The sequence below is a fragment of the Cyclobacterium sp. SYSU L10401 genome, from assembly GCF_010993705.1.
In the GTDB taxonomy this organism is placed as follows: Bacteria; Bacteroidota; Bacteroidia; order Cytophagales; family Cyclobacteriaceae; genus Cyclobacterium.
The window spans coordinates 1-22,244 of the sequence record NZ_WOFO01000009.1; the positions used below are offsets into that span (position 1 = coordinate 1).

The following is a 22,244-nucleotide window of genomic DNA, read 5'->3' on the forward strand; positions in this document are numbered from 1 at the left end:
GTTACCGCGGATGCATCATAGAAGTGGTTTGGTGAGTTTTCCTAAAAACCCTCACCGAGGGGCCTACCCTCATCTTTATCATAGCTTACACAGCACACATCGTGTAGACGGCCCCGCCAGATTCCTCTAACGGGGAGCGCCTCACACACCACCGAGCGTACGGATCTCGTAGCTCCCCTGCATCCCGGCCCTTCGCTAAAATCTTTTACAAAAAGATTTCTTAACGCTCAGTCCTCTCATCCAACCTGTCAGGCCTCAGTATCCAGTTTCCCGCTAGTACGGGACAGGCTCAGTTCGTTGGAACCGGGGTTTGCAGACTCGCTTCCTTCACTCCATGCTTTACAGCAAATGAGCCCCGCTTTGGCGGGACAGGCTTTGCGACTTGCTAGTGTTTCGGGGCAGCCTGCCCTGACCCAGTCAGGGTTACCCCCGCGCTTAAGGGATACCGAAAGATCGGCACAGGCTTTTCACCCTCGGGAATAATTTGGTATCTTCGATACCAGAGGCCCATGCTAGGTACACACATTGTATAAGCATAATGCGGGCTGAACGGCTAAAAATGAGCATTTTTGCTCCTAATAAACTTTGCGGTAAGCGGACAGTGAATTGGTCCGAAATCCCACACTACGCTTATACTTGACCGTTGCGCACCAGCAAAAATGGACACAAATACCAGAGATTAAATAATTTCGATGCATAAGACTTTAATTGATAATATTCAAGAAATGGTCCCCCTAAAGGCAGATGATATCTTGCTAATTGAGAATGCTTTCATTCCTGTTCAACTAAATAAAAAACAGTTTTTACTTCAAAAAGGGGAATCATCCAACCACATGCGATTTGTAGCAGAAGGATGCCTCAAGCTATATCGTATTGAGGATACTGGCAAGGAGCATATTCTTCAATTTGGGATTAAAGGTTGGTGGGTAAATGACCTTTATGCCTATTTGACTCAAAAGCCAGCCACATTTTTCATACAAGCCATTACCGATAGCACTGTTTTACAGGTTCACAGAGATCAACTCGATAAACTTTATGATAAGATTCATATGATGGATCGGTTTTTCAGAATTAAAACTCAGAATGGATATGTTGCACTTCAAGAACGAACAATTAACTCCATGAGTCAAACTGCTGAAGAGCGCTATTTTGAATTTGTAAAGAGGTACAGGGTTATGGAGCAACAGATTCCCCAATATATGATTGCCTCGTACCTTGGAATAACGCCAGAACACCTAAGCGCACTTCGAAAAAATCTTGCCCGAAAGCTTTCTTAAGATACCTTAATGGATTTGGCCTACATGGTTTGGAAATTTGCTCAAACAAATAATTCAAATCATGAAAAAGACAAATTTGGTACTAGCCTTGCTTTTTGCAGGCCAATTGACCGTATTGGGTCAACAAAATGAAACCGTAGGGAAAAGCCCTTGGGGAAAAGATGATGAAATAGGTTCATTGAATCTAATGTCTAATTCCACGCGATTCGAGGTATTATTTCAGATCAAATCTGGTAAAACCTATGATTTAAGTGTTGAATATTTCGTGGGCATGCCCAGCTTCCACGCATTGGGTGACCCTCCTTATCAATACTGGTTGACCCATACACCACATGGCACTATCGTGGACAACCCTAATGGACTTGGTGAAGCCATGAACCGCAAAGTGAGTTACACCGGAGATGCCATTTCTATGTACACCCACATGGGAACACATATTGACGCACTTAACCATTTTGGTCTAAATGGAAAAATCTGGAATGGATTCACTCCTGAAGAACACTTGGGCGACAAAGGCTGGAAGAAGACCGGTGCTGAGACCATCCCTCCTATCATTGCGCGCGGTGTAATGATTGATGTTAAATCATTGAAAGGGGTACTTCCAAAGAACTATCGGATTACCGCCAATGATCTTCAGGAGGCGCTTAAAAAACAGCGAGTTGTACTTAAACCTGGTGATGTTGTTGTTATCCGCACAGGTCAAGCTGAGTTTTATGAGGATGCCGATCACTATCTCGACAACTATCCAGGTATCAGCCTTGCTGCAGTCAAGTGGCTTATCGAAGACAATGGTATCATGCTTCTTGGTGCAGACAACCTCTCATTTGAAGCGTTTCCTCCAGAGCGAGAAGATAACTGGGTGCCAGTACATACTTACCTATTGGCAGAAAAAGGGGTGATGTTCATTGAACAGATGTACTTGGAAGAGCTGGCGAAAGATGAAGTGTATGAGTTTGCCTTCATTGCAGCATCACTGAAGCTGAAAGGTGCAAGTGGCTCACCCATGCGACCAATCGCTATTCCTATAAATACCAAATAAGCAGAAGATGAACAACCAAATATTGCTTCTTCTTTCCTTTTTGGTTGGAATTATGGTGGTGATTCAAGGTGGGATAAATTCCCGACTTGGTATTCTACTAAACAATTCCTTGCTGGCGACTTCCACAGCATTGACCATGGGTGCGAGTTTCACACTGATTGCGGTACTGATCACTGTTCGACAGTTTCCAAGTATGCATCAACTCAGAGAGATTCCTATCTATATGTGGGTAACCGGTGGGTTGCTGAGCTTTCTGGCGGTAACGCTTTTCTACTACATCATTCCGAAAGTGGGTATATCAACAGCTGTGACTTTTGGTTTAGCCGGGCAACTTGTTTTCGCAGCAATTGCCGGGCATTTTGGGTGGTTCAATATGCCGCTAGAGCCTATCACCATCAAGAAGATCGCAGGGTTGTTGTTGATGATCACAAGTGTTATTCTAATCAAAGCATAACATGGATTTAATCAAAGCAAATACAAACAATCTGGCTGCTCTCTGGAAAACTGGAGGTCGGCTGGCCGGACAATATATTGAAGAGCCAAGCTATCGATTAAGCATTTCAGGTAGCGGTGAATGGCCAAACAAACTGTGGTTCACCAAACCAATGGACATGCAGGCAATCATGGATATCCAGCTCCAATGGAACATGGATAAACTATCACTTCCTGTTTGGGGCGATGACCTTCATAGGCAAGAATTGATGCTTAAAGCCTATGGTTTTGAAGAGAAACTCACGCAAGTAGCCATGTCAATGAACCTGAAAGATGCTCCTGATCATGCGGAGCGTGTCATCATTCAGAAAGTGACGAGTAAACCTTTAGCTGAAATTTGGTCACAGCTATTTCAGGAAGCATTCGGATATGAGATAAGTGCTGACACTGTGAGCCGAACTATGAATTCCATTGAGTATTTCATTGGCAAGCATGACGGAGTTCCTGTTGGTACCGCAGTACTCTTTGTGGATCCGAATGGTATTGCTGGAATCCACTCCATGGGCATCATTCCGTCGCAGCGCAGAAAAGGTTATGCTGAAGAATTACTTATTCACATGATGAATATCGCCAGAATAAAGGGTGTAACAAACGCCACCCTGCAAGCTTCTGATATGGGAAAGGGACTCTATTTCAAAATCGGCTTTCAGCAAGATTTTATTATCAAAACATTTATTAAACACAAAAACTAAAGAACAAATGAATTTACTAGATAAACTCAATTGGCGCTATGCCACAAAAGTCTTTGACCCTTCCATGAAGGTGTCAGAGGATGATTTAAACTTTCTAAAGGAAGCGATCCGGCTTTCGGTCTCTTCGTATGGCTTACAGATGTACAAAGTGTTGATTATCGAGAACCCGGAGATTCGAAAGGAACTGCGCAAAGCCTCATGGGATCAAGCTCAAATAACGGATTCATCTCATCTGTTTGTTTTCTGCAACTACACTAGAAACCACGATCAACAAGTAGACAATTACATTCAACTCGTCATTGATACCCAAAAGACTGAAAATATTCAGGGGCTGAAAAAGTATGGGGAGTCTATTAAATCCAGCATTGCGAATATGACCACCGAAGCGCGACAAAGCTGGTCAGAAAAACAGACCTATTTGGCTCTTAACAATCTGATTGTTGCATGCGCAGACCAGCAGATTGATGCCTGTCCAATGGAGGGATTTGATAAACAAGAGTACAACCGTATTCTCGGTCTGGATGAAATGGGAGTCAATGCTTCGGTGATCGCCCCTGTAGGGTATAGGTCTAATAAAGATGAGACAAAAGGAAGGAGAAAAGTGCGAAAAACAATTGAAGAACTATTTTTAACTGCTTAATAAAGAAGAAAATGAACACCAAAGTAAAAAATAAAGCAAGACTAACCGGTATTTTATATCTGCTGGTAATCATATCGGCTGGTTTTAGCCAAGGTTATGTTCGTGGAATGATTTTTATTCCAGATGATCCACAGGCAACCCTGTCAAACATCAATTCATCTGAAGGGCTTTTCCGTCTTGGCCTGGTAAGTGATTTATTGGCTTTCTTATTAGATGCTGTCATTTCAATATTACTCTATCAATTATTAAAGTCTGTCAATAATACAATGGCTGTAATTGCTGCTGTTTTCCGTCTTTTGGCACACCCAGCCATTGCAAGCTTAAATCTTCTGAATCATTATATGGCTTTACAGGCTGCCAGTGGAAGTGGATTCATGTCAAGTTTGGGAATTGAGCAACAAGAGGCTTGGACAATACTTTTCATGAATGCACACAATGCGGGATATCTTTTGGCAGGAGCATTCTTTGGCATTCATTGTTTGCTTTTGGGAATATTACTCTATCGTTCGGAACTATTTCCGAAAGTGTTTGGCATTTTAATGGTTCTAGCTGCCGGAGGCTATCTGCTTGAGACCTTTGGTAATTTTATATTTCCGGGTAATCAAATTGTTTTAGCCAATATTGTAGGTGTTTCAGCAGCAATTGGTGAAGTATCTCTTACTTTCTTCCTATTGTTTAAAGGAGTAAAAGGAAAGCAAGACAATGCACATTTACTATAAATTGGCGAATGCGGGCTGAGATACATTCTCACTAAATCCTCACTTATACATTTTAGGCAATCGGAAACGAATTTTTAACTCAAAAATTAGAGAATAATAATATGACAACTTTAGTAATCGGAGCTTCAGGCTCAACTGGAAAACATTTAGTTGATCAACTGCTGCAGTCTAATCAACAGGTAAAGGTCATTGTTCGTTCACCTGAAAAATTACCCGAATCCTGGAAAACCAACAAGCAGTTATCTATCTTTCAAGCCAATGTTTCAGAAATTACTGTAGATGAAATGGCCAAATATGTAAAAGATTGCAATGCAATTGCTTCTTGTTTGGGCCATAGCCTTACATGGCAAGGTATGTATGGGAAACCACGGAAATTAGTTACTGATGCTGTCAGCCTCACCTGTAGGGCAATTTTAAAAAACGCACCCAACAATCCTGTGAAAGTTGTATTGATGAATACTTCGGGCAACCGTAACAGAGACCTCAATGAACCCAATTCTGTTGGTGAAAGAATAGTAGTATCATTACTTAGATTATTGATACCTCCGCATGTGGATAATGAAAAAGCTGCCGATTACCTAAGAACTAAGATTGGGCAAGAAAATAATCTAATTCAATGGGTAGCTGTTCGTCCCGATGCTTTAATAAATGAGGACAAAGTCAGCGAATACCAGGTTTTCCCTTCACCAACTAGAAGTGCTTTTTTTAACGCAGGAAAAGTGAGTAGAATAAACGTTGGTCATTTTATGGCCAAACTAATTACAGAAAAAGACTTGTGGGCGAAATGGAAAGGACAGATGCCCGTAATCTACAAATCTGCTTAAATAAGTGTTCAACGCAAAATAAATGAACAACTTGCTTCGCTCCCTAAGTTGCAGCTACCTATGGTTATCTGCTTAAGACCATCGATAGGTCAATATATCCAGACAATCAACTTGTCTTAGCCAATAAGAGAAAATTAAAAGCCAGTGCACAATCGAGTAGCCCAACCTGAGCTAAATAGCTCAGGTTGAGGCTCTCTCACCACCGAGCGTACGGGTCTCGTAGCTCCCCTGCATCCCGGCCCTTCGCTAAAATGATTCGCCGCGGCGAATCATTTTTTAACGCTCAGTCCCAGTTCACTGGATTATATTTGAGGTAATAGGAAAGCATGGATTCATACCCCTTTCTTCTTAAGCGGGACAAAGTGATTGTAGTAATCAGAATTGGACTCTGGGCTACTGCCCATCCACCTTTTCTGGTTGCAGCCCGCTGCCTGGCCTCCCGATACGCAGTGCTATCGGGACAGGCTTTGCCACTTGCTTGGCTTCGGGACAGCCTGCCCTGACCCAGTCAGGGTTACCCCAGCGCTTAAGGGATACCGAAAGATCGGCACAGGCTTTTCACCCGTTGGAACGGTCAACTTTTTGACCTATATTCACCATTCAAGGCACACACAGCACCTAAGAAAGCATGGGGCAGCCAGCGGTAAAAGGAAGTTTTTCCTCGAGTAAACTTTTGTTCTAACAAACAAGTAATTGCTCCGAAATGCCCCACACTTCTTAGCTGCGGACCGTTAGCAGCAAGCAAAAAAACGATAGTGCTACGAATAATATGGTTTTTTGATGCAAAATAAGCAACGATTAATTTTGATTTGCGACGAATAAAAACTACTTTCGTTGCAAATATTGCATTGAATGGAGGCTTTTATACATCAACAAGACAATTGGCCTGAATTTACATGGAACAGTAATGATTTCATAAGCCTGTTAAGTGAAGCACGAAATTTACAGGGCAGACTAATTGGTAAAATGGAGACATTGGGCTTCGAATTAAGAAATGAGGCCATACTTGATACATTGACACTTGATGTAATAAAGTCCTCAGAGATTGAGGGAGAATTTCTAAACCCAAACCAGGTGCGTTCTTCAATTGCCCGTAGATTAGGAATGGAAATAGCAGGAGCAGTTGAATCTGACAGGAATGTAGACGGAGTAGTTGAAATGATGCTTGATGCAACGCAAAATTGTTTTGCACCATTGACTGCCGAGAGACTTTTTGATTGGCATGCCGCTTTATTTCCGACAGGTAGAAGTGGAATGTATAAGATTACGGTTGCAGACTGGAGAAAGGACACCACGGGGCCAATGCAAGTTGTATCCGGAGCAATTGGAAAAGAGAAAGTTCATTTTCAGGCTCCTGATCCTGAATTAGTGGGAAAGGAAATGCACCGGTTTATAGAATGGTTTAATAACGATAAAATTGATTTGGTTATAAAGGCTGCAATTGCACATTTGTGGTTTGTAACTATTCACCCTTTTGAAGATGGAAATGGCAGAATAACAAGGGCATTGACAGATATGCTTCTTGCCCAGTCTGATAAAAGTAACCAGCGATTCTATAGTATGTCAGCACAGATCAGATTAGAAAGAAATCAGTATTATGAGATGCTGGAAAAAACACAAAAAGGTAATTTAGATATAACCAATTGGATTGTTTGGTTTTTAAACTGTTTGATTAATGCTTTGAAATCTACGGATTCAGTTCTAACAAGCGTATTGTTCAAAGCTGAATTTTGGCAAAAGCACATGGAAACTGTTATAAATGAGCGACAAAGAAAATTGTTAAATAAGTTAATGGACGGATTTGAAGGGAAATTAACATCTTCAAAATGGGCAAAAATTGCAAAATGTTCAAAAGATTCAGCTGTTCGGGACATAAACGATCTGATTGAAAAAGCAATATTGAAAAAAGAAGCAGCAGGAGGAAGAAGTACAAATTATGAATTGATAGGAATGCCAGCTGGTAATCGAGTATCCCGACCTGAGCTATATAAAATGGTCTCCTCTAGCCGAAAAGAAATTCGATGAAATTCTAGGGTATTGGACTAACCGAAACAAATCAGAATCGGACTCTGATCCTGACGCTGTCAGGACCCTCCCCCTTTTCTGGTTGCATCCCGCTACCTGGCCCATAATAAAGAGATTTTTTTTAATTCAGAAATGATCTAATAACCAGAAGAGCTATGGAACGGAATGTTGAAAAGGTTTTGTGGATCTACTCTTTTCAGGAAGGAAAGGATCAAATTTTTTGCCGCTCAATATCTACTATTGATCTAACATCTGACGGAGAAGGTGGTATTTTTCTGATAAAGAATAAAGTATCTTCTATTTAAAATTTAATAATTCCTTTATTGACCTGAAAAAAACCAGTTACTTTGTGAAAAATACATGATTATGGATGAGACTTTTGATGCCGTAGTCGTTGGATCAGGCCCAAACGGACTTTCAGCGGCAATTGTTTTACAAAAGCATGGATTAAATGTACTCCTAATTGAGGGTAAGGATACCATAGGTGGAGGCATGCGAACAATGGAGCTTACCCTTCCTGGTTTTAAACATGACGTTTGTTCAGCCATCCACCCCATGGCAGCTGCAGGTCCTTTTTTTAAGACCTTACCACTTGATCAATATGGCCTTGAGTTTATCCACCCTGAAATTCTTGCCGGACATCCGCTACCGGATGGAACCGTAGCTACCTTGCACCGGTCCCTATTCGACACCGCAGATCAACTGGGATCTGACAGAAAAGCTTATATTGATTTATTACAACCCCTAATTGAACATTGGGACGCTTTGTCTCCCGACATTTTATCCCCTTTAAAATTTCCGGATAATCCAATAAAACTGGGTTTATTTGGAATCAATGCGCTCAAACCCTCCACCCTTCTTGCGAAAAAATTTAAAGAAACAGGGACCCGTGCCCTTTGGGCCGGGATGGCAGCTCATGGCATACAGCCATTAACTAATATAGCTACTTCGGCAATTGCCATGGTATTGATGGCTGCTGGCCATCACGGCGGTTGGCCGATGATAAAGGGTGGCTCCCAAATACTTGCCGATGCTTTGGCAAATTATTTTCTGGCTCTCGGAGGCAAAATTGAAAAAGGGAAAATGATATCTCATTTCGGTCAAATTCCTGATGCAAAATTGGTGATGTTTGACGTTAGCCCGAAAAGCCTATTGAAGATTGCCGGGGATAAGTTCTCTAAATTGTATCGTTGGCAACTGAATAGGTTTAGGTATGGCATGGGTGTTTTTAAAATGGATTTTGCCCTTTCCCAACCTATACCCTGGAAATCCGATACGCTTAGGGGCGCTGGCACCGTACATTTAGGTGGCAGGTTAGAAGACATTGAAAAATCAGAAAAATTAGTTTGGGAAGGAAAATATAGTCAAGATCCATTTGTCCTTTTATCCCAACAAAGCTTATTTGATAAAACACGTTCTCCAGAAGGGTATCATACGGCATGGGCCTATTGCCATGTACCTGCCGGGTCTGAATTTGACATGTCAGCCATTATCGAAAATCAGATCGAGAAATACGCTCCGGGTTTTAAGGAAACCATCATTGGCAAGCATACTTTCAATAGCCAGGAGATTGAAAAATATAACCCAAATTATATCGGGGGAGATATCAATTCCGGTGTACAGGACTGGTCACAAATATTTACCAGGCCAGCATTGAGGATATCACCCTATAGAACCTCATTCAAAAGCATTTATATTTGCTCATCATCGACTCCCCCAGGAGGGGGCGTCCATGGAATGGGTGGCTACCACGCGGCAACAAGGGCCATTAAAGATTTATTCTAAGTTTCGATAAACGAATATTTAATATTTGAAAAAAGAAAATAAGATGAATAAATTCCTGAAAAAATATAAAATTACTTTGGTTTTTTATTTGACCATCATTTTTCTATTGGTATCGATGGTATTCGCAAGATTAGTAAGGGAACCCTATCCAAGTTTAAATATGCCGGCCTTTACAAGAAGTGGAATTGACAATGGCGTTTTACCTGCCAGTTATTTTGAAATAATCTATTTGAACAATGGCGAAGAAGTATGGAAGGGAGATCTACAGGAGGTTTTGCCTCCAAAAAATCTAATCAGGTATAGAAATAACATGCACTTTATTTTTTTCAATCAGGCAGGAACGAATTTGGAAGAATCAAAAAAGCAAAAACGAAGAATAATATCCTTGATACCAGGTGGGGTGAGAATCCATGAAACACTACAAAAATGGACAACGAATAACGTGATCGGTGGAGCAGATAAAGAGGTGCCTAAACTAATGTTTAAAAAGAGGCCATTTGAATCCAAGGAGGTAACTGGCTTTATTGTCAATGAGTACAAAGAATATTACCACCTGGTGGAGGGCTTTCAGTCTAGGGAAATTGTCAAACAACGAAAATTTACATTTGATGAGGATACTACAAATTAACGAGCGCATCACCAATTGGCTTGAAAATACCTGGAAGCCTACTTTTTTCCAATTAGGGCTAACCAGGATTTTATTTTGCCTCGGTTTTTTTATTTTTGACCTTCCCCAGTTTATAGAGATTGCAAGCTTTGAATTGGTGTTTTTTGACCCACCTCCGGGGATTTCCCGGTTGATTGGTCCAATCACTTCAGAAGATTTTTGGTGGACGTTTGATCTGATTTTGAGAATAAGTTTCGCCTTGATATTGATAGGTTTTCGAACAAAGGCGTCATCCATTATTTTCGGGTTACTTCTGTTATTTGGTTTTACATATGATTACAGTTATGGGAAAATTAATCATAACATTTTTCCGGTGATTTTTCCATTATTAATGGCTTTTACCAATTGGGGAGGTGCCTTGTCAATAGACGCATTAAGAAACAGAACCAGAAACAAAATTCCCAAAGGATGGCCACTAACCTTCCTTTCCTTTTTATTGGGATGGGGTTATTTTACTGCCGGTTTGCCAAAACTGATTGGAGGCTGGTTAGATGTGTCCTATTCTACCACTGCTGGATTCATTTTAAGAAGGTATTATTCAGGTGCAGACCCCATGTACTTAAATGAAATGTTTGTAAAAATAAACAATCTTTTTATTTATAAAATCTTAGATTACAGCACTTTATTATTCGAATTGGGATTCATTCTCACGATATTTTGGTCTGCCCTGTTTTTACGAGCGATCGGAATAGCAGCTATGTTTCATCTTGGTGTTTTATTAACTGTAAATATTCCCTTTTCATTGCACGTATTGGTATTTCTACCCTATATTATTTATTTTTATTTCGATAATAATTCTCAGTTTTCCGAAAGAGCAAAACATTTTTTTAGCCGAAATAAAAAAGTTTTTTTAACGATCGGTTTAATTTTATGTGTAGTAATCATTACCGACTATTATCCCAGATTATTTAGCTTTCCACGACATTTGATCTTGTTTCTAGTATGTATTCCATCATTATTTATGGTTATACCGGAATTTACCCGGCCGCTACTTGATAAGCTGAGCAAAAGAGATTCTCATGAAAAATAATTTAATCGGTGATCTGGCTTGAATATTCGCAGTTATAATTAATTTTAATATTCCAGTAAAGATGAGAATATATATGAATCAAATAGGGATCCCTTTTTCATCAGAAAAGAAAACTGGTCATAATTAAAGGATTAAAAAGCAATTTGATGAATTGAATAAGGCACTTATCAAATAAAGGCTTTGTACGGATAAGGTGGCTTCGCCACCATCCTTTGCATTAGATTTTCAAAAATCCCTTCTTTCATTTTATGGCGATTGTACCGGTAGGTATACTCGTTAATGTAGGGTTGAAGATCCCTCACCGAATGATGAGTTCCTCTCAGCCATGCTTTGAACATCATAATTACCCGATGCATCTGCTTGAAATTTTCTCCCTTCTTTCCTGATTTTTCACGGATCAGTCTTGGGAAATGGGCCTCCATACCCTTATAGCCACTCCAGCAGTCAGTCTTTACCTGTGCGTCTTTATCTATGTGATCTGTCATAAACCCACCAAGATTGATCTTTGAGGCGGTTTCAATAACCCTTCCGTACCAACGAGAAACACCACCTAACCCCCTTTCTATGCCCACCACCATGATTTTCTTATTCCCCTCGTTTCTTCCCAATGCTTTGTCATCCTGCCCGCCCACATAGGTTTCGTCCACTTCTACTTTCCCCATCATGGGGAAGTTCTGGCTGCTTTCCATTGCCTTCATCACTTTCCGCTTAAAAAACCAGCAAGTCTTTTGCCTAAGCTCAAGTCTACGGCTTAATTCCCCGCTACTGACTCCATTTTTGTCAGTAGAGACATAATAAACGATATAGAATGCCTTAAGAAGAGGGAATTTGCAGTTGTGAAAAAGGGTGCCAGCCGTTGGCGATTCCAGACGGCCACATTTGGTACACTGTCTGTCAAATTCATTAATCCCCTTGCAATGGTGTGAATGGCCGCATTTTTTACAAATATATCCATCCTTCCACTTCATTTCAGCCAAATATTCATAACATGACCTATCATCGGGGAACCGGTCTTTAAATTCGAATATAGACAGACTCTTATACTTCTTTTCCATAAAATCAGCGTTTAACGGCAATATATCCTTATTCGTGCCATTTAACAAACGCCTTATTCAATGGTGTTATTTACGTTAATAATACTTGGAATCAATATTTTAGATCATCATATATTAAATAAAAAATACTCCAACAACAATAAGGAGATTATTATTTTAGGAGATTCTCACACTGAAACCGGCATTAATGATAGCCTGGATGTCCAATTAAACAATATATCTCAGGCAAGTGAAACTTACTTTTTTACCTATTTTAAATTAAAAAATATTTTTTCTATTAAAAAGCCAAAAAAAGTAATCCTAGGTTTTTCACCTCATAACTTGTCATTTTTTCAAGATGAAAAAACTTATGCTATCAATGGATCTGAAAGATATAAAGACCTCTACCCGAAATACTTTTTTTGCTTAAACACAAGCGGAATAAAAGATATTATTTCTAATTCAAATGGAAATCTACTATCTACATTTATCCCCACCCTGAAAATCAATATTAAATCTATAATAGGTAATGAAAATGCCTACATTGGTCAATACTTGAAATCAGAAAAGTCTATCCTTGATACAAACTTAATTAATGAAAAGATAAATATACATTTTTACCCTAAGGGCGAAACAGTTTACGATATTAGTCAATTACAAATTGATTACATTAAAAAGATAAATGATTTATGCCGTAAAAATAATATAGAATTCTACCTGGTTTACATGCCTTTACACAAATTATATAAAGATAAGATTCCATCTGAATTTAATGAGGCTTACCGTGAAATTGTTAATCAGCTAAAGAAGGAGGGCATTGTGCATTTAGATTATTCCTTAATCGATTTACCAGACAAATGCTTTCTCGATGGGGATCATTTGAATTCATTTGGTTCAGAAATTATTACACTACAATTGTTAAATGATTTAGATTTGTAGGATAAGGCGGGTTTACAATCGGGCCTAATAGCGGTTAAGGTGATAGATTTGCCTGCAATAGACAGGCAAATCTATCAGTTCGGTACTCCCCTACTTAACGGGAGACCGTGATTCCAGATTGATCCCAAAACCCTGTATCAGGTTAATATTTGAACATTAATGACAATGATTTACCAATAAAAAAATATTTAGCCTAATCAGGACCTGAGCTACTAGCATCATGAAGTATAAAAACCCTCCCAAATGATGGACAAAAATATCACCACACTTATTGGCAAGGCCATTCGGGAAGGAAAGTACCTGAACATTACCTACAAAAATAAGAGTGGGGAGATTACACCATTTTGGATAGGTATTCTGGATATCAATGAAAAGGGTGAACTGTGGGTAAACATGTTTAATGTAACCAAAGAGGACCCCATCAGAGATGCCAAAATTTTTATTTCCAGCATTCAGACCGTCGAAATCCTGAAATTTTCACACTATGAGGTGTCCGAAAACCTGATAAAAAAGCTGGACGAAGATGAAAGGTTGCAGGTATATGAATTTGACCGGTATGACAATAACATATTAAACTACTACCTGGAATGCTACAAAGCCAATAAAGATCCCTTTCTATATAAAGCACATTTAATTCCGGGAGTGGATTTAGCGGAATTAACTCAGAAAAATCCGTACCAGTTGACTTGTGAACAACAAAAACAGATCATAAAAGAGATTTATCACAATGATTACAACAAATATCATGATTACGAGCTGGCTATAAGTGAATTTTCCATTGACTTACATTCGAAGGGTAAATTTGTAATTGCATACAGAAAACTAGCGCTTGACCCCGTAAACAAAACCTTACATGTAGGTAGCAAAACAAAATTCAATCCCAACTTTTACATCAATGAGGTCAAGCATTCTTTGTCCTATTACACCGATTTGAGCCCATCGGATTTTGAGGAGATTTACACAAAAGATACATCTAAAGCTCTAGAAATATTGAGAGCCAATTTCAAAACCGGGGAATTGCCAAACACAAGGCCCGAGGTGGTTGTTTTGGGATACGCACAGATTGATATATCTGGAATTTACGACAACATACATGCAGCCTATGAGCACAAAGAAATGGAAGTTCCGCTAAAAGCATTTTTTCAGAACCTATCATTGCTTGACAGACAAAATCGAAAGGAACCTCACATTGCGCTGTATGACCGAAATATAAATATAGATCAGATTCAAACCATTTATAATGCGCTGAAATACCCCATCACGTATGTACAGGGCCCGCCGGGAACAGGCAAAACCCAAACCATATTAAATATCATTGTGAATGGCCTTACCAATGGAAAAACACTATTGGTTTCGTCCAATAACAATGTGCCCATTGATGGAATTAAAGATAAGCTATACCTGGGCAAGTACCGAAACAAAGAAATCCTCCTTCCCATTCTCAGACTTGGAAACAACAATCGTGTAGCGCAAGCCCTACATGCAATGAAAAAACGGTATGACTTTGAAACAAAAGATGTGCCTAAGGAACAACTTTTGGTGAACATCAAAGAAAAGTCGAAGGAGAAAAACAAAAAATTACTGGAGCGAATTAAAAATTACGAAACCAGAATTGAACAGTCACAAAACCTGTCATTTGTCAGCAGTCTGTTATCAAAAGGAAACAACCATTTGTTGGAAAAAGAAAAAAAGGCCATTGAGGAAAAACTAATGCAGATTCCTGAAACCAACAATGATGACCTGGACGACTTATATGAAGTGATTAAGGATAACCAGCAGCTGTTGCAGTTTTTCTACTTCGAATCGTTAAAGTATGTAAAAAGATTGCAAAGCAAGGATTATACCCCATTGGTAGAAATACTGCATATAGAGGAAAGCGACAGGCAGGTCAAAGAATTTAATAAATGGGTGGCCGTTGACGAAAACCTGGAGAAGCTCACAAAAATATTTCCCATTATTATAACGACCAATATATCCAGCCGTAAGTTGGGACAAAAATATAAATTTGATGTACTGGTAATGGATGAAGCCGGGCAATGCGATATAGCCACCAGCCTGATACCTATTTCAAAGTGCAAAAACATGGTTTTGATTGGCGACACCAATCAGCTAAAGCCGATTGTTGTTTTTGAAGCAAGCAGAAACCAACAGTTGATGAGCCAGTTTGGTATAGATAGTACTTATGACTACTACAGTAATTCTATCTTGTCCATTTATAAAAGGATTGATAATATCTCCAGAGATATTTTACTGAGTTACCATTATCGCTGTGGCAGTAAAATTATCAATTATTCAAACATGCGGTTTTATGAGAACAGATTAAACCTTTCAAAGATCAAAAGAAATGGGGAGGTGAAGCTGATCGATGTGAATAATGTTAACCAAAAGGACAAAAATGCCAGCATTGAAGAAGCCCAGGAAATAGTAAAATATATCGCAGAAAATAAATTGACGGATACTTTTATCATCACCCCATTCCGTAACCAGCAGGAGGTTTTGAATCATTACCTGAGAAAAGCAAGCGCAAATGGAGAAATCGATTCATCCGTAAGTTGTGGTACCATTCACAAAATCCAGGGCCAAGAGAACAAAACCATCATCCTATCCACTTCCATCTCTAGAAATACGACTTCCAGAACATACGATTGGATAAAAAACAACAGCCAGTTAATCAATGTTGGGGTTACAAGGGCACAGGAAAATTTGATTGTGGTGGCCGATAAAACAGCAGTAGGCATTTTATCCAGGAAAGATGACGATCTGTACGCCCTGATTGATTATGTACAAAAAAACGGTACCACGCAAATCCAACAGAGCGCAGCAAACAGGTTTACCATCGGGTTTTCGAATGATTCAAAATTTGAAGACGAATTTTATAAAACGATGAGCCATTATTGCACCATACAGGGCACCCGTTTTGAAAGGAATGTCAAAGTAACGGATGTCTTTCCGGGAGAAATAAACAATCCTGATGTAAACAAAAAAGAATTTGATGGGGTAATTTATCAGGGTAAGACGCCAAAGGTGGTCTTTGAAATAAATGGTGCTGAACATTATAAAAATAAAAAACGGATCAACTCAGATAGGATCAAATTTCAATTACTAAGTGCAAAAAATATCGCTAGAATGGCCATACCCAATCAGTATGTGAAGCATTATGAATTTATAAGGGAATTAATGAATAAAATCAAAGGAGGTGTCTATCAAAAAACGTTGTTTGACGGCTAGGATTCCGTCCTCTGATAACGACCGAACCATTGAAACAATAAACTCAGCGCACAGTCATAAACCTGTTTATTAACAGCGCCGGCTATTTGGAAAGACAGGTGCGTTTGTAGTTCAGGCGGGTTGACAGGAAGGGCAAACAATAGGGTGGGGCTGTCCCCATAAATTGCACCTGAATGCGTGGCACCAGTCAGCAAAACCGGATACCCACAGGCCTACACCATTCAGAAGGATCCTCCTGATGGTCAATCCCGTTCTGCCGGAGGACAACTTGAAAAATAGAAATCGGATTAACTTCAAATCTCCGTAAAGCCTGAAAAAAGATTTCAGTAATTGGAGCTGTCAACTTTTTAAACTATATTCAATTTGCATAATCAGGCTGAAAAGTATAACAGAATGAAGCGCAAGATTCCCCAGATAATTTTGTAGTTTAGACAAACCCTGTAATATAATGGAAAATATCGAAAAAAATGAAACTGAAAACGCCTTACCCCTTGGTAATGAGATCAGGAATTATCTGTTGGAAACGAGCAAATGGGGGAAATTTCTGGCCATTGTAGGTTATATAGGCATAGGCTTATTTGTTCTTTTAGCTTTGGTGATGCTGGTAGGGGTTTCTTATTTTAATCCCGGAATAAACAATGGCCTTGATATGAGAGGAGTAGGACTGATTTATATAGCGATCGCAGTGGTTTATTATTTTCCGATTAATTATCTGCACAGGTTTTCAAAAGAAATGAAACTGGGGGTCATCGGAAATGATCAACAAAGCGTTGCTTCAGGTTTTGAAAACCTGAAATCACTCTTTAAGTTTATGGGAATATTTACCATAATTACCCTATCCATCTATGCCCTCCTTTTGTTCGTTTTATTGCCTGTATCCATGCTATTCATGAAATAATTTAATCTTTTTGAGCAAAACCATCATTTCTGCCCTTATTGAGCAATAAGATTGTCCGGAAATCAATGAAGAATGAATAAGCAAAATCCCGATTACAGTACCTTTTTTTACTTCAACCCACTACCTTCATGGGTTTATGAATTGGAGACCTTTCAAATCAAAGATGTAAACCAGGCGGCCATACACCACTACGGGTATACCGAAAAGGAATTTTTAAAGCTTACGTTAAAAGATCTCCGTCCCAGCCAGGACATCCCTAAGCTTGTATCTGCTCATGTGGATATAGAAAAGCATGAAGGCAATATATATTTCGGAGTTTACACCCATCAAAAAAAGAGTGGTGAATTTATCCGAATGAAAATCAATGGTCATAAGGTGGATTACCTGGGCAGAGCCTGCATGATGGTGGTCTGCCAGGACGTAACCCTGGAGGAAAAGCAGCTAAGTCAGCTTAAAGCCTCAGAAGAGCGACTGAAAGCGGCCACCAGCATTGCCAAACTGGGATACTGGCGATTAGAGCTGGATGCCAATACGCTTTCCTGGACGGATGAGGTTTACAGGATTTGGAATCGGAATAGGCCTGATTTTGACCTGAGCTATGCGCATTTTTTCGAAACCATCCATCCGGATGATCAGGAAAGCTTCGAGAAAGCGCAGCACAGCGCTTTTGCAGGAGAAAAAGAGCTTAACTTTGTACATCGCATTATTATGCCTGATCAGCGCGTCAAATGGGTGCATGAGCTCGGTAGATTGGTTAGGGATAAGCAGGGAAAACCCATCGCTTTTGAGGGCACGGTACAAGACATTACCGAGCAAAAAGAGGTCGAGCTGCGTTTGATCCGTACCAGTGAACAGCTCAGCGAAAGCGAGAAACGTTTCAGAATTACCCAGGAAATTTCTCCGGATGGGTTTACCATATTCCATCCTTTGCGAGACAATAAAGGTGAGGTAATAGATTTTATATGGGTTTTTGAAAATCAGGCAATCGCAGGTATCAACGGTACAGACCCGAATGCGGTAGTGGGCAAACGGCTTCTAGACCTATTTCCTTCCCACCAGGAAACAGCACTTTTTAGTTCCTATATCCATGTAGCCAATACCGGTGAATCCAGGATATTAGAAGAGGTATATGTGGGGGAAATCATATCAGTACCTACCTGGCTCCGCCTCGTAATTGTAGCTATGGGAGAGGATATTGCCATACTTACCCAAAACATCACAGAGCGTAAAATGGCCGAAGTAGCGGTGCGGGAAAGTGAGGCCAAGTTCAGGACCATTTTTGAGATTGCCTCTCTGGGAATTGCCCAGGTAAATCCAGCCAATGGCCAGATAATTTTGGTCAATTCCTATTATGAATCCATTACAGGTTACCAAACGAAGGAACTCCTTCAGATGAATTTTTTAGAACTCACCCACCCCGAAGACAGGGAGAAAGATTGGAAAGCATTCAGCAGGGCTGCCCGGGGTGAAGAAGAATACAGGAATGAAAAACGCTATGTAAAAAAAGACGGAAGGATAATTTGGGTACGCATTCACCTTGCCTTTATCAGGAACGAGCAGGGAAAGGCTATCAGTACTGTTGCCATTTGCGAAGATATTACCCTACGAAAGGAAGAAGAACAGCGACTGAAAATGCTGGAAAACGATTTAAGCCATTTGTACCAGGCCATTCCGGATGTACTCTGCCTGTCTGATCTACAGGGGAGATTTTTAAGAATAAACAAAGCAGGTTGCAGGTTATTGGGTTATTTGGAGGAAGAGATTCTTAACCAGTCTTTTGATGCGTTTGTACACCCGGAAGACAAGGATTTTTCTACCCTGGAGATGCTGAAACTGGGCAAAGGAGAACAGACCCTGAATTTTGAAAATCGCTGCCTTACCAAAGCTGGAAACATCATCTGGTTAAGCTGGACCTGTAATTCAGCTTTAGAAGAAGGTTTGATCTATGCTACTGCCAAGGATATTACAGAACAAAAAAAACTCAGGGAGTTGAACCAACAGGCATCTAAGCTGGCTAGAATTGGAAGTTGGGAAATTGACCTGATCCGAGACAGGTTGTTTTGGTCGGACACAGTCTACGAAATACACGAAGCGGAGCCGGAAAAGTTTGACCCGAACATGAAAACCGCCATCAACTTTTATCGGGAAGATTATCGGTCATCGGTAAGTGAAAAAGTAGAAAATTGCATGACAGCGGGAATTCCCTTTGATTTTGAAGCTGTTTTGGTGACCCCCAAACAGAAAGAAAGGTGGGTCCGGGTCATAGGAAATCCCGAAATGATCGAGGGAAAGTGTCAGCGCATTTATGGTAGTTTCCAGGATATCCATGACCGCAAGGAAGCCGAAGTACGTCTCCAATCCCTGGCAGATAATTTACCAGGAGTAGTATTTCAGTACCATTTGTACCCTGATGGCAAGGATGCCTTAAAATACGTTACCAAAGGAGCTTTACAGGTTTGGGGTTTCGCAGCTGATGCTGTGATTGAAAACAACGAGCTGGTATGGAATCAAATCAAGGCAGGAGGAGAATTTGAAGCGGTGAGGGAAAGCATTATGGCCTCTATCCAGACAAAAAGTAAATGGACTGCAAGGTGGAAATATGTTTTGCCCAACTCTGAGGTCAGAACACACCTGGGTACCGGCACACCCCATTTTCTGGCTGATGGCTCGGTGATTTACAATTCGGTAATCCTGGATATCACCCAGGAAGCCAAAAACGAAGAACTTCTGGAACAGGCCACCCATATGGCACAGATAGGCAGCTGGGAACTGGATTTGGTCAATGAGAGTAGCGATGCCATGTATTGGTCACCCATGACCATGAAAATCCTTGAAGTAGACGAGCAATACAATCCTTCCCTTACCGGAGGCTATGAATTTTATACCGAAAAAAGCAAACAGCGCATACAAAAAGCCGTGGATCAACTGATTCAGGGAGGAGAAGCCTTCGACGAGGAACTGCTCATCATTACAGCTAGAGGAAAAGAAAAATGGGTGCGATGCATCGGAAAGAGCGAATGTGTTCAAGGTAAATGTGTCAAAATTTACGGCAGTTATCAGGACATTCATGTCTCCAAGTCACTGGAAATCCGGATACAGGAGATTTTGGGAAGTATTTCGGATGCCTTTTATGCTGTAAATGGAGAATGGAACTTCACCTACTTCAACCGCGAAGCCGAAAACCTTCTGAAAAAACGAAATTCGGATGTGGTTGGGAAAAATATATGGCAGGTATTTCCTGCAGCTGTGAACACTTCCCTGGATGAGATCTATCGCCGGGTAAAAGCAACGCAAAAACCTGAATCCTTTGAATACCTTTTCCCGGGAGACGGAAAATGGTATGAGGTGAACGCCTACCCTTCCGGGGATGGCCTATCCGCCTATTTCAAAAATATAAATGAGCGAAAACAGTCGGAAGTACTACTTGAAAAAGCCTACCAGGAAAAAACCAACATACTCGAAAGCATTGGAGATGCTTTTTTTAGTGTCAATAAAGATTGGTCGGTAACCTATTGGAACAAAGAAGCAGAAAAATTTCTTGGTCGCAAGAGAGAGGAGATGATAGGTAAAAATTTATGGGAGGAATATGCCGATGCCATAGACTCAGATTTTTACCGGCAATATCACAAAGCCATGGAAACTGGGGAAACAGTCAATTTTGAAGAATCTTACCCCACATTAAAGAAATGGTTTGAAGTATCTGCTTATCCCTCCAAAGAGGGTTTATCCGTATATTTCAAAGATATAACGCTTCGAAAGGAAGCGGATATCCGCCTTCAGCGAGCTAAGGAGCGTTTTGAAAAGGTAGCCGAGGCAACCAACGATGCCATATGGGATTGGAATATCTCCGATAATGCGCTGTATTGGGGAGGTGGCTATGAAAAATTATTTGGCTATCAAATACACAAAACCACCCCCAGCGTGGAGTCCTGGACCAAGCAAATCCATCCGGATGACCGGGACCGCATTAATAACAGTATAGAAGTAATACTCCATAATCCAAATCAATCCAACTGGAAGGCCGAATATCGCTATCAAAAAAGTAATGGCACTTTTGCAGAAATCATCGACAGAGGTAAGGTAATCAGAGATGAGAAGGGAAAAGCTATCCGGATGGTAGGAGCCATGACAGATATCAGCGAAAGGAAACATTTTGAACAGCAACTGCTCGAGTTAAATAAATCCTTGAAACAATACGCCCTCGAGCTCGAACTTACCAATGAACAATTGGAGCAATTTGCCTTTATTGCCTCCCATGATTTACAGGAGCCATTAAGGATGATATCCAGTTTTATGGACCAGCTGAAACGAAAATATGGGGATCGCCTGGATGAAAAAGGGCACCAATACATTCACTATGCCACAGATGGGGCCAAACGGATGAGGCAGATTATCCTGGATCTTCTGGAATACTCCAGAGCTGGTAAATTAACAGAATCCAAAGAAGAAATAGACCTGAATGAAGTATTGGCCGATTACCAGCTTTTAAGGAGGACAGTTATCACTGAAAAATCCGTTCAATTAACCATCGCTAAACTTCCGGTGATTCATTCTTATAAAGCCCCCCTTACCCAGACCCTGCATTGCCTGCTGGACAATGCCATCAAATATTCCAAAGCGGACCCTCCTCCCCATATTGAGCTTTCCGCAGAAGAATCGGATGGCTTCTGGAAGGTTCGGATCGAGGACAATGGCATCGGCATTGACCCGATATTCTTTGATAAAATTTTTATTATCTTCCAGCGATTGCATAACAGGGACCATTATCCGGGTACAGGCATTGGGCTATCCATCGCCAAAAAGCAAGTAGAATCCTGGGGAGGAGAAATTTGGCTGGAATCTATGCCTGGCAAGGGTTCCGTTTTCTATTTTACCATCCCAAAAAACAAACCCTGATCAATCAGTACCAGGGCTCCTTACTCAAAAAGGAAAGAAGGGAAAAGGCATTCTTAGAG

At 40.4% G+C, this 22,244-nt stretch carries 17 protein-coding genes; 16 read left to right on the forward strand and 1 reads right to left on the reverse strand.

Annotated features, from left to right (window positions below; genetic code table 11):
- Positions 1-692: 692 nt before the first annotated feature.
- From GL182_RS18400 to GL182_RS18455, 12 genes are all read left to right on the forward strand, one after another.
- Entirely contained in the window at positions 693-1,277 is a 585-nt protein-coding gene (locus tag GL182_RS18400) for a Crp/Fnr family transcriptional regulator (RefSeq protein ID WP_163381260.1), read from the forward strand.
- Positions 1,278-1,338: 61 nt separating this feature from the next.
- On the forward strand, positions 1,339-2,316 hold the full coding sequence (locus GL182_RS18405; protein ID WP_163381261.1) for a cyclase family protein: 978 nt from the start codon (positions 1,339-1,341) through the stop codon (positions 2,314-2,316).
- Positions 2,317-2,323: 7 nt separating this feature from the next.
- The gene (locus GL182_RS18410; RefSeq protein ID WP_163381262.1) at positions 2,324-2,770 is read left to right on the forward strand and encodes a DMT family transporter; all 447 of its coding nucleotides are present in this window, start codon (positions 2,324-2,326) and stop codon (positions 2,768-2,770) included.
- Between the two features lies 1 nt (position 2,771).
- Positions 2,772-3,500: a GNAT family N-acetyltransferase gene (locus GL182_RS18415; RefSeq protein WP_163381263.1), complete on the forward strand. Its 729-nt coding sequence runs from the start codon at positions 2,772-2,774 to the stop codon at positions 3,498-3,500.
- Between the two features lie 7 nt (positions 3,501-3,507).
- Entirely contained in the window at positions 3,508-4,140 is a 633-nt protein-coding gene (locus GL182_RS18420) for an NAD(P)H-dependent oxidoreductase (RefSeq protein WP_163381264.1), read from the forward strand.
- A gap of 11 nt (positions 4,141-4,151) precedes the next feature.
- Positions 4,152-4,859: a DUF4386 domain-containing protein gene (locus GL182_RS18425; RefSeq protein ID WP_163381265.1), complete on the forward strand. Its 708-nt coding sequence runs from the start codon at positions 4,152-4,154 to the stop codon at positions 4,857-4,859.
- Positions 4,860-4,960: 101 nt separating this feature from the next.
- Positions 4,961-5,683: an NAD(P)-dependent oxidoreductase gene (locus tag GL182_RS18430; RefSeq protein ID WP_163381266.1), complete on the forward strand. Its 723-nt coding sequence runs from the start codon at positions 4,961-4,963 to the stop codon at positions 5,681-5,683.
- Positions 5,684-6,009: 326 nt separating this feature from the next.
- Positions 6,010-6,186 (forward strand): hypothetical protein, encoded by a 177-nt coding sequence (locus tag GL182_RS18435; RefSeq protein ID WP_163381267.1) that lies wholly within the window; start codon positions 6,010-6,012, stop codon positions 6,184-6,186.
- Between the two features lie 349 nt (positions 6,187-6,535).
- A complete protein-coding gene (locus GL182_RS18440) occupies positions 6,536-7,708 on the forward strand; it encodes a Fic family protein (RefSeq protein WP_163381268.1) in 1,173 nt (390 codons plus the stop codon).
- Positions 7,709-8,074: 366 nt separating this feature from the next.
- Entirely contained in the window at positions 8,075-9,493 is a 1,419-nt protein-coding gene (locus GL182_RS18445) for a phytoene desaturase family protein (RefSeq protein ID WP_163381269.1), read from the forward strand.
- A 43-nt stretch (positions 9,494-9,536) separates the two neighbouring features.
- Positions 9,537-10,121 (forward strand): hypothetical protein, encoded by a 585-nt coding sequence (locus GL182_RS18450; RefSeq protein ID WP_163381270.1) that lies wholly within the window; start codon positions 9,537-9,539, stop codon positions 10,119-10,121.
- A gap of 352 nt (positions 10,122-10,473) precedes the next feature.
- The gene (locus GL182_RS18455; protein WP_410492718.1) at positions 10,474-11,190 is read left to right on the forward strand and encodes an HTTM domain-containing protein; all 717 of its coding nucleotides are present in this window, start codon (positions 10,474-10,476) and stop codon (positions 11,188-11,190) included.
- A 167-nt stretch (positions 11,191-11,357) separates the two neighbouring features.
- On the opposite strand, the gene GL182_RS18460 is transcribed toward GL182_RS18455, so the two are convergent.
- Positions 11,358-12,245, reverse strand: a complete 888-nt coding sequence (locus GL182_RS18460; RefSeq protein WP_163381272.1) for an IS1595 family transposase — start codon at positions 12,243-12,245, stop codon at positions 11,358-11,360.
- A gap of 60 nt (positions 12,246-12,305) precedes the next feature.
- On the opposite strand from GL182_RS18460, the gene GL182_RS18465 reads away from it, so the two are divergent.
- The 4 genes from GL182_RS18465 (at position 12,306) to GL182_RS18480 (ending at position 22,185) form a co-directional block, all read left to right on the forward strand.
- Complete coding sequence (locus GL182_RS18465; protein ID WP_163381273.1) at positions 12,306-13,163, forward strand: hypothetical protein; 858 nt, start codon at positions 12,306-12,308, stop codon at positions 13,161-13,163.
- Positions 13,164-13,406: 243 nt separating this feature from the next.
- Positions 13,407-16,391 (forward strand): DEAD/DEAH box helicase, encoded by a 2,985-nt coding sequence (locus tag GL182_RS18470; RefSeq protein ID WP_163381274.1) that lies wholly within the window; start codon positions 13,407-13,409, stop codon positions 16,389-16,391.
- Between the two features lie 448 nt (positions 16,392-16,839).
- Complete coding sequence (locus tag GL182_RS18475; RefSeq protein ID WP_163381275.1) at positions 16,840-17,289, forward strand: hypothetical protein; 450 nt, start codon at positions 16,840-16,842, stop codon at positions 17,287-17,289.
- 72 nt (positions 17,290-17,361) lie between these two features.
- Positions 17,362-22,185: a PAS domain S-box protein gene (locus GL182_RS18480; RefSeq protein WP_163381276.1), complete on the forward strand. Its 4,824-nt coding sequence runs from the start codon at positions 17,362-17,364 to the stop codon at positions 22,183-22,185.
- Positions 22,186-22,244: the final 59 nt, after the last annotated feature.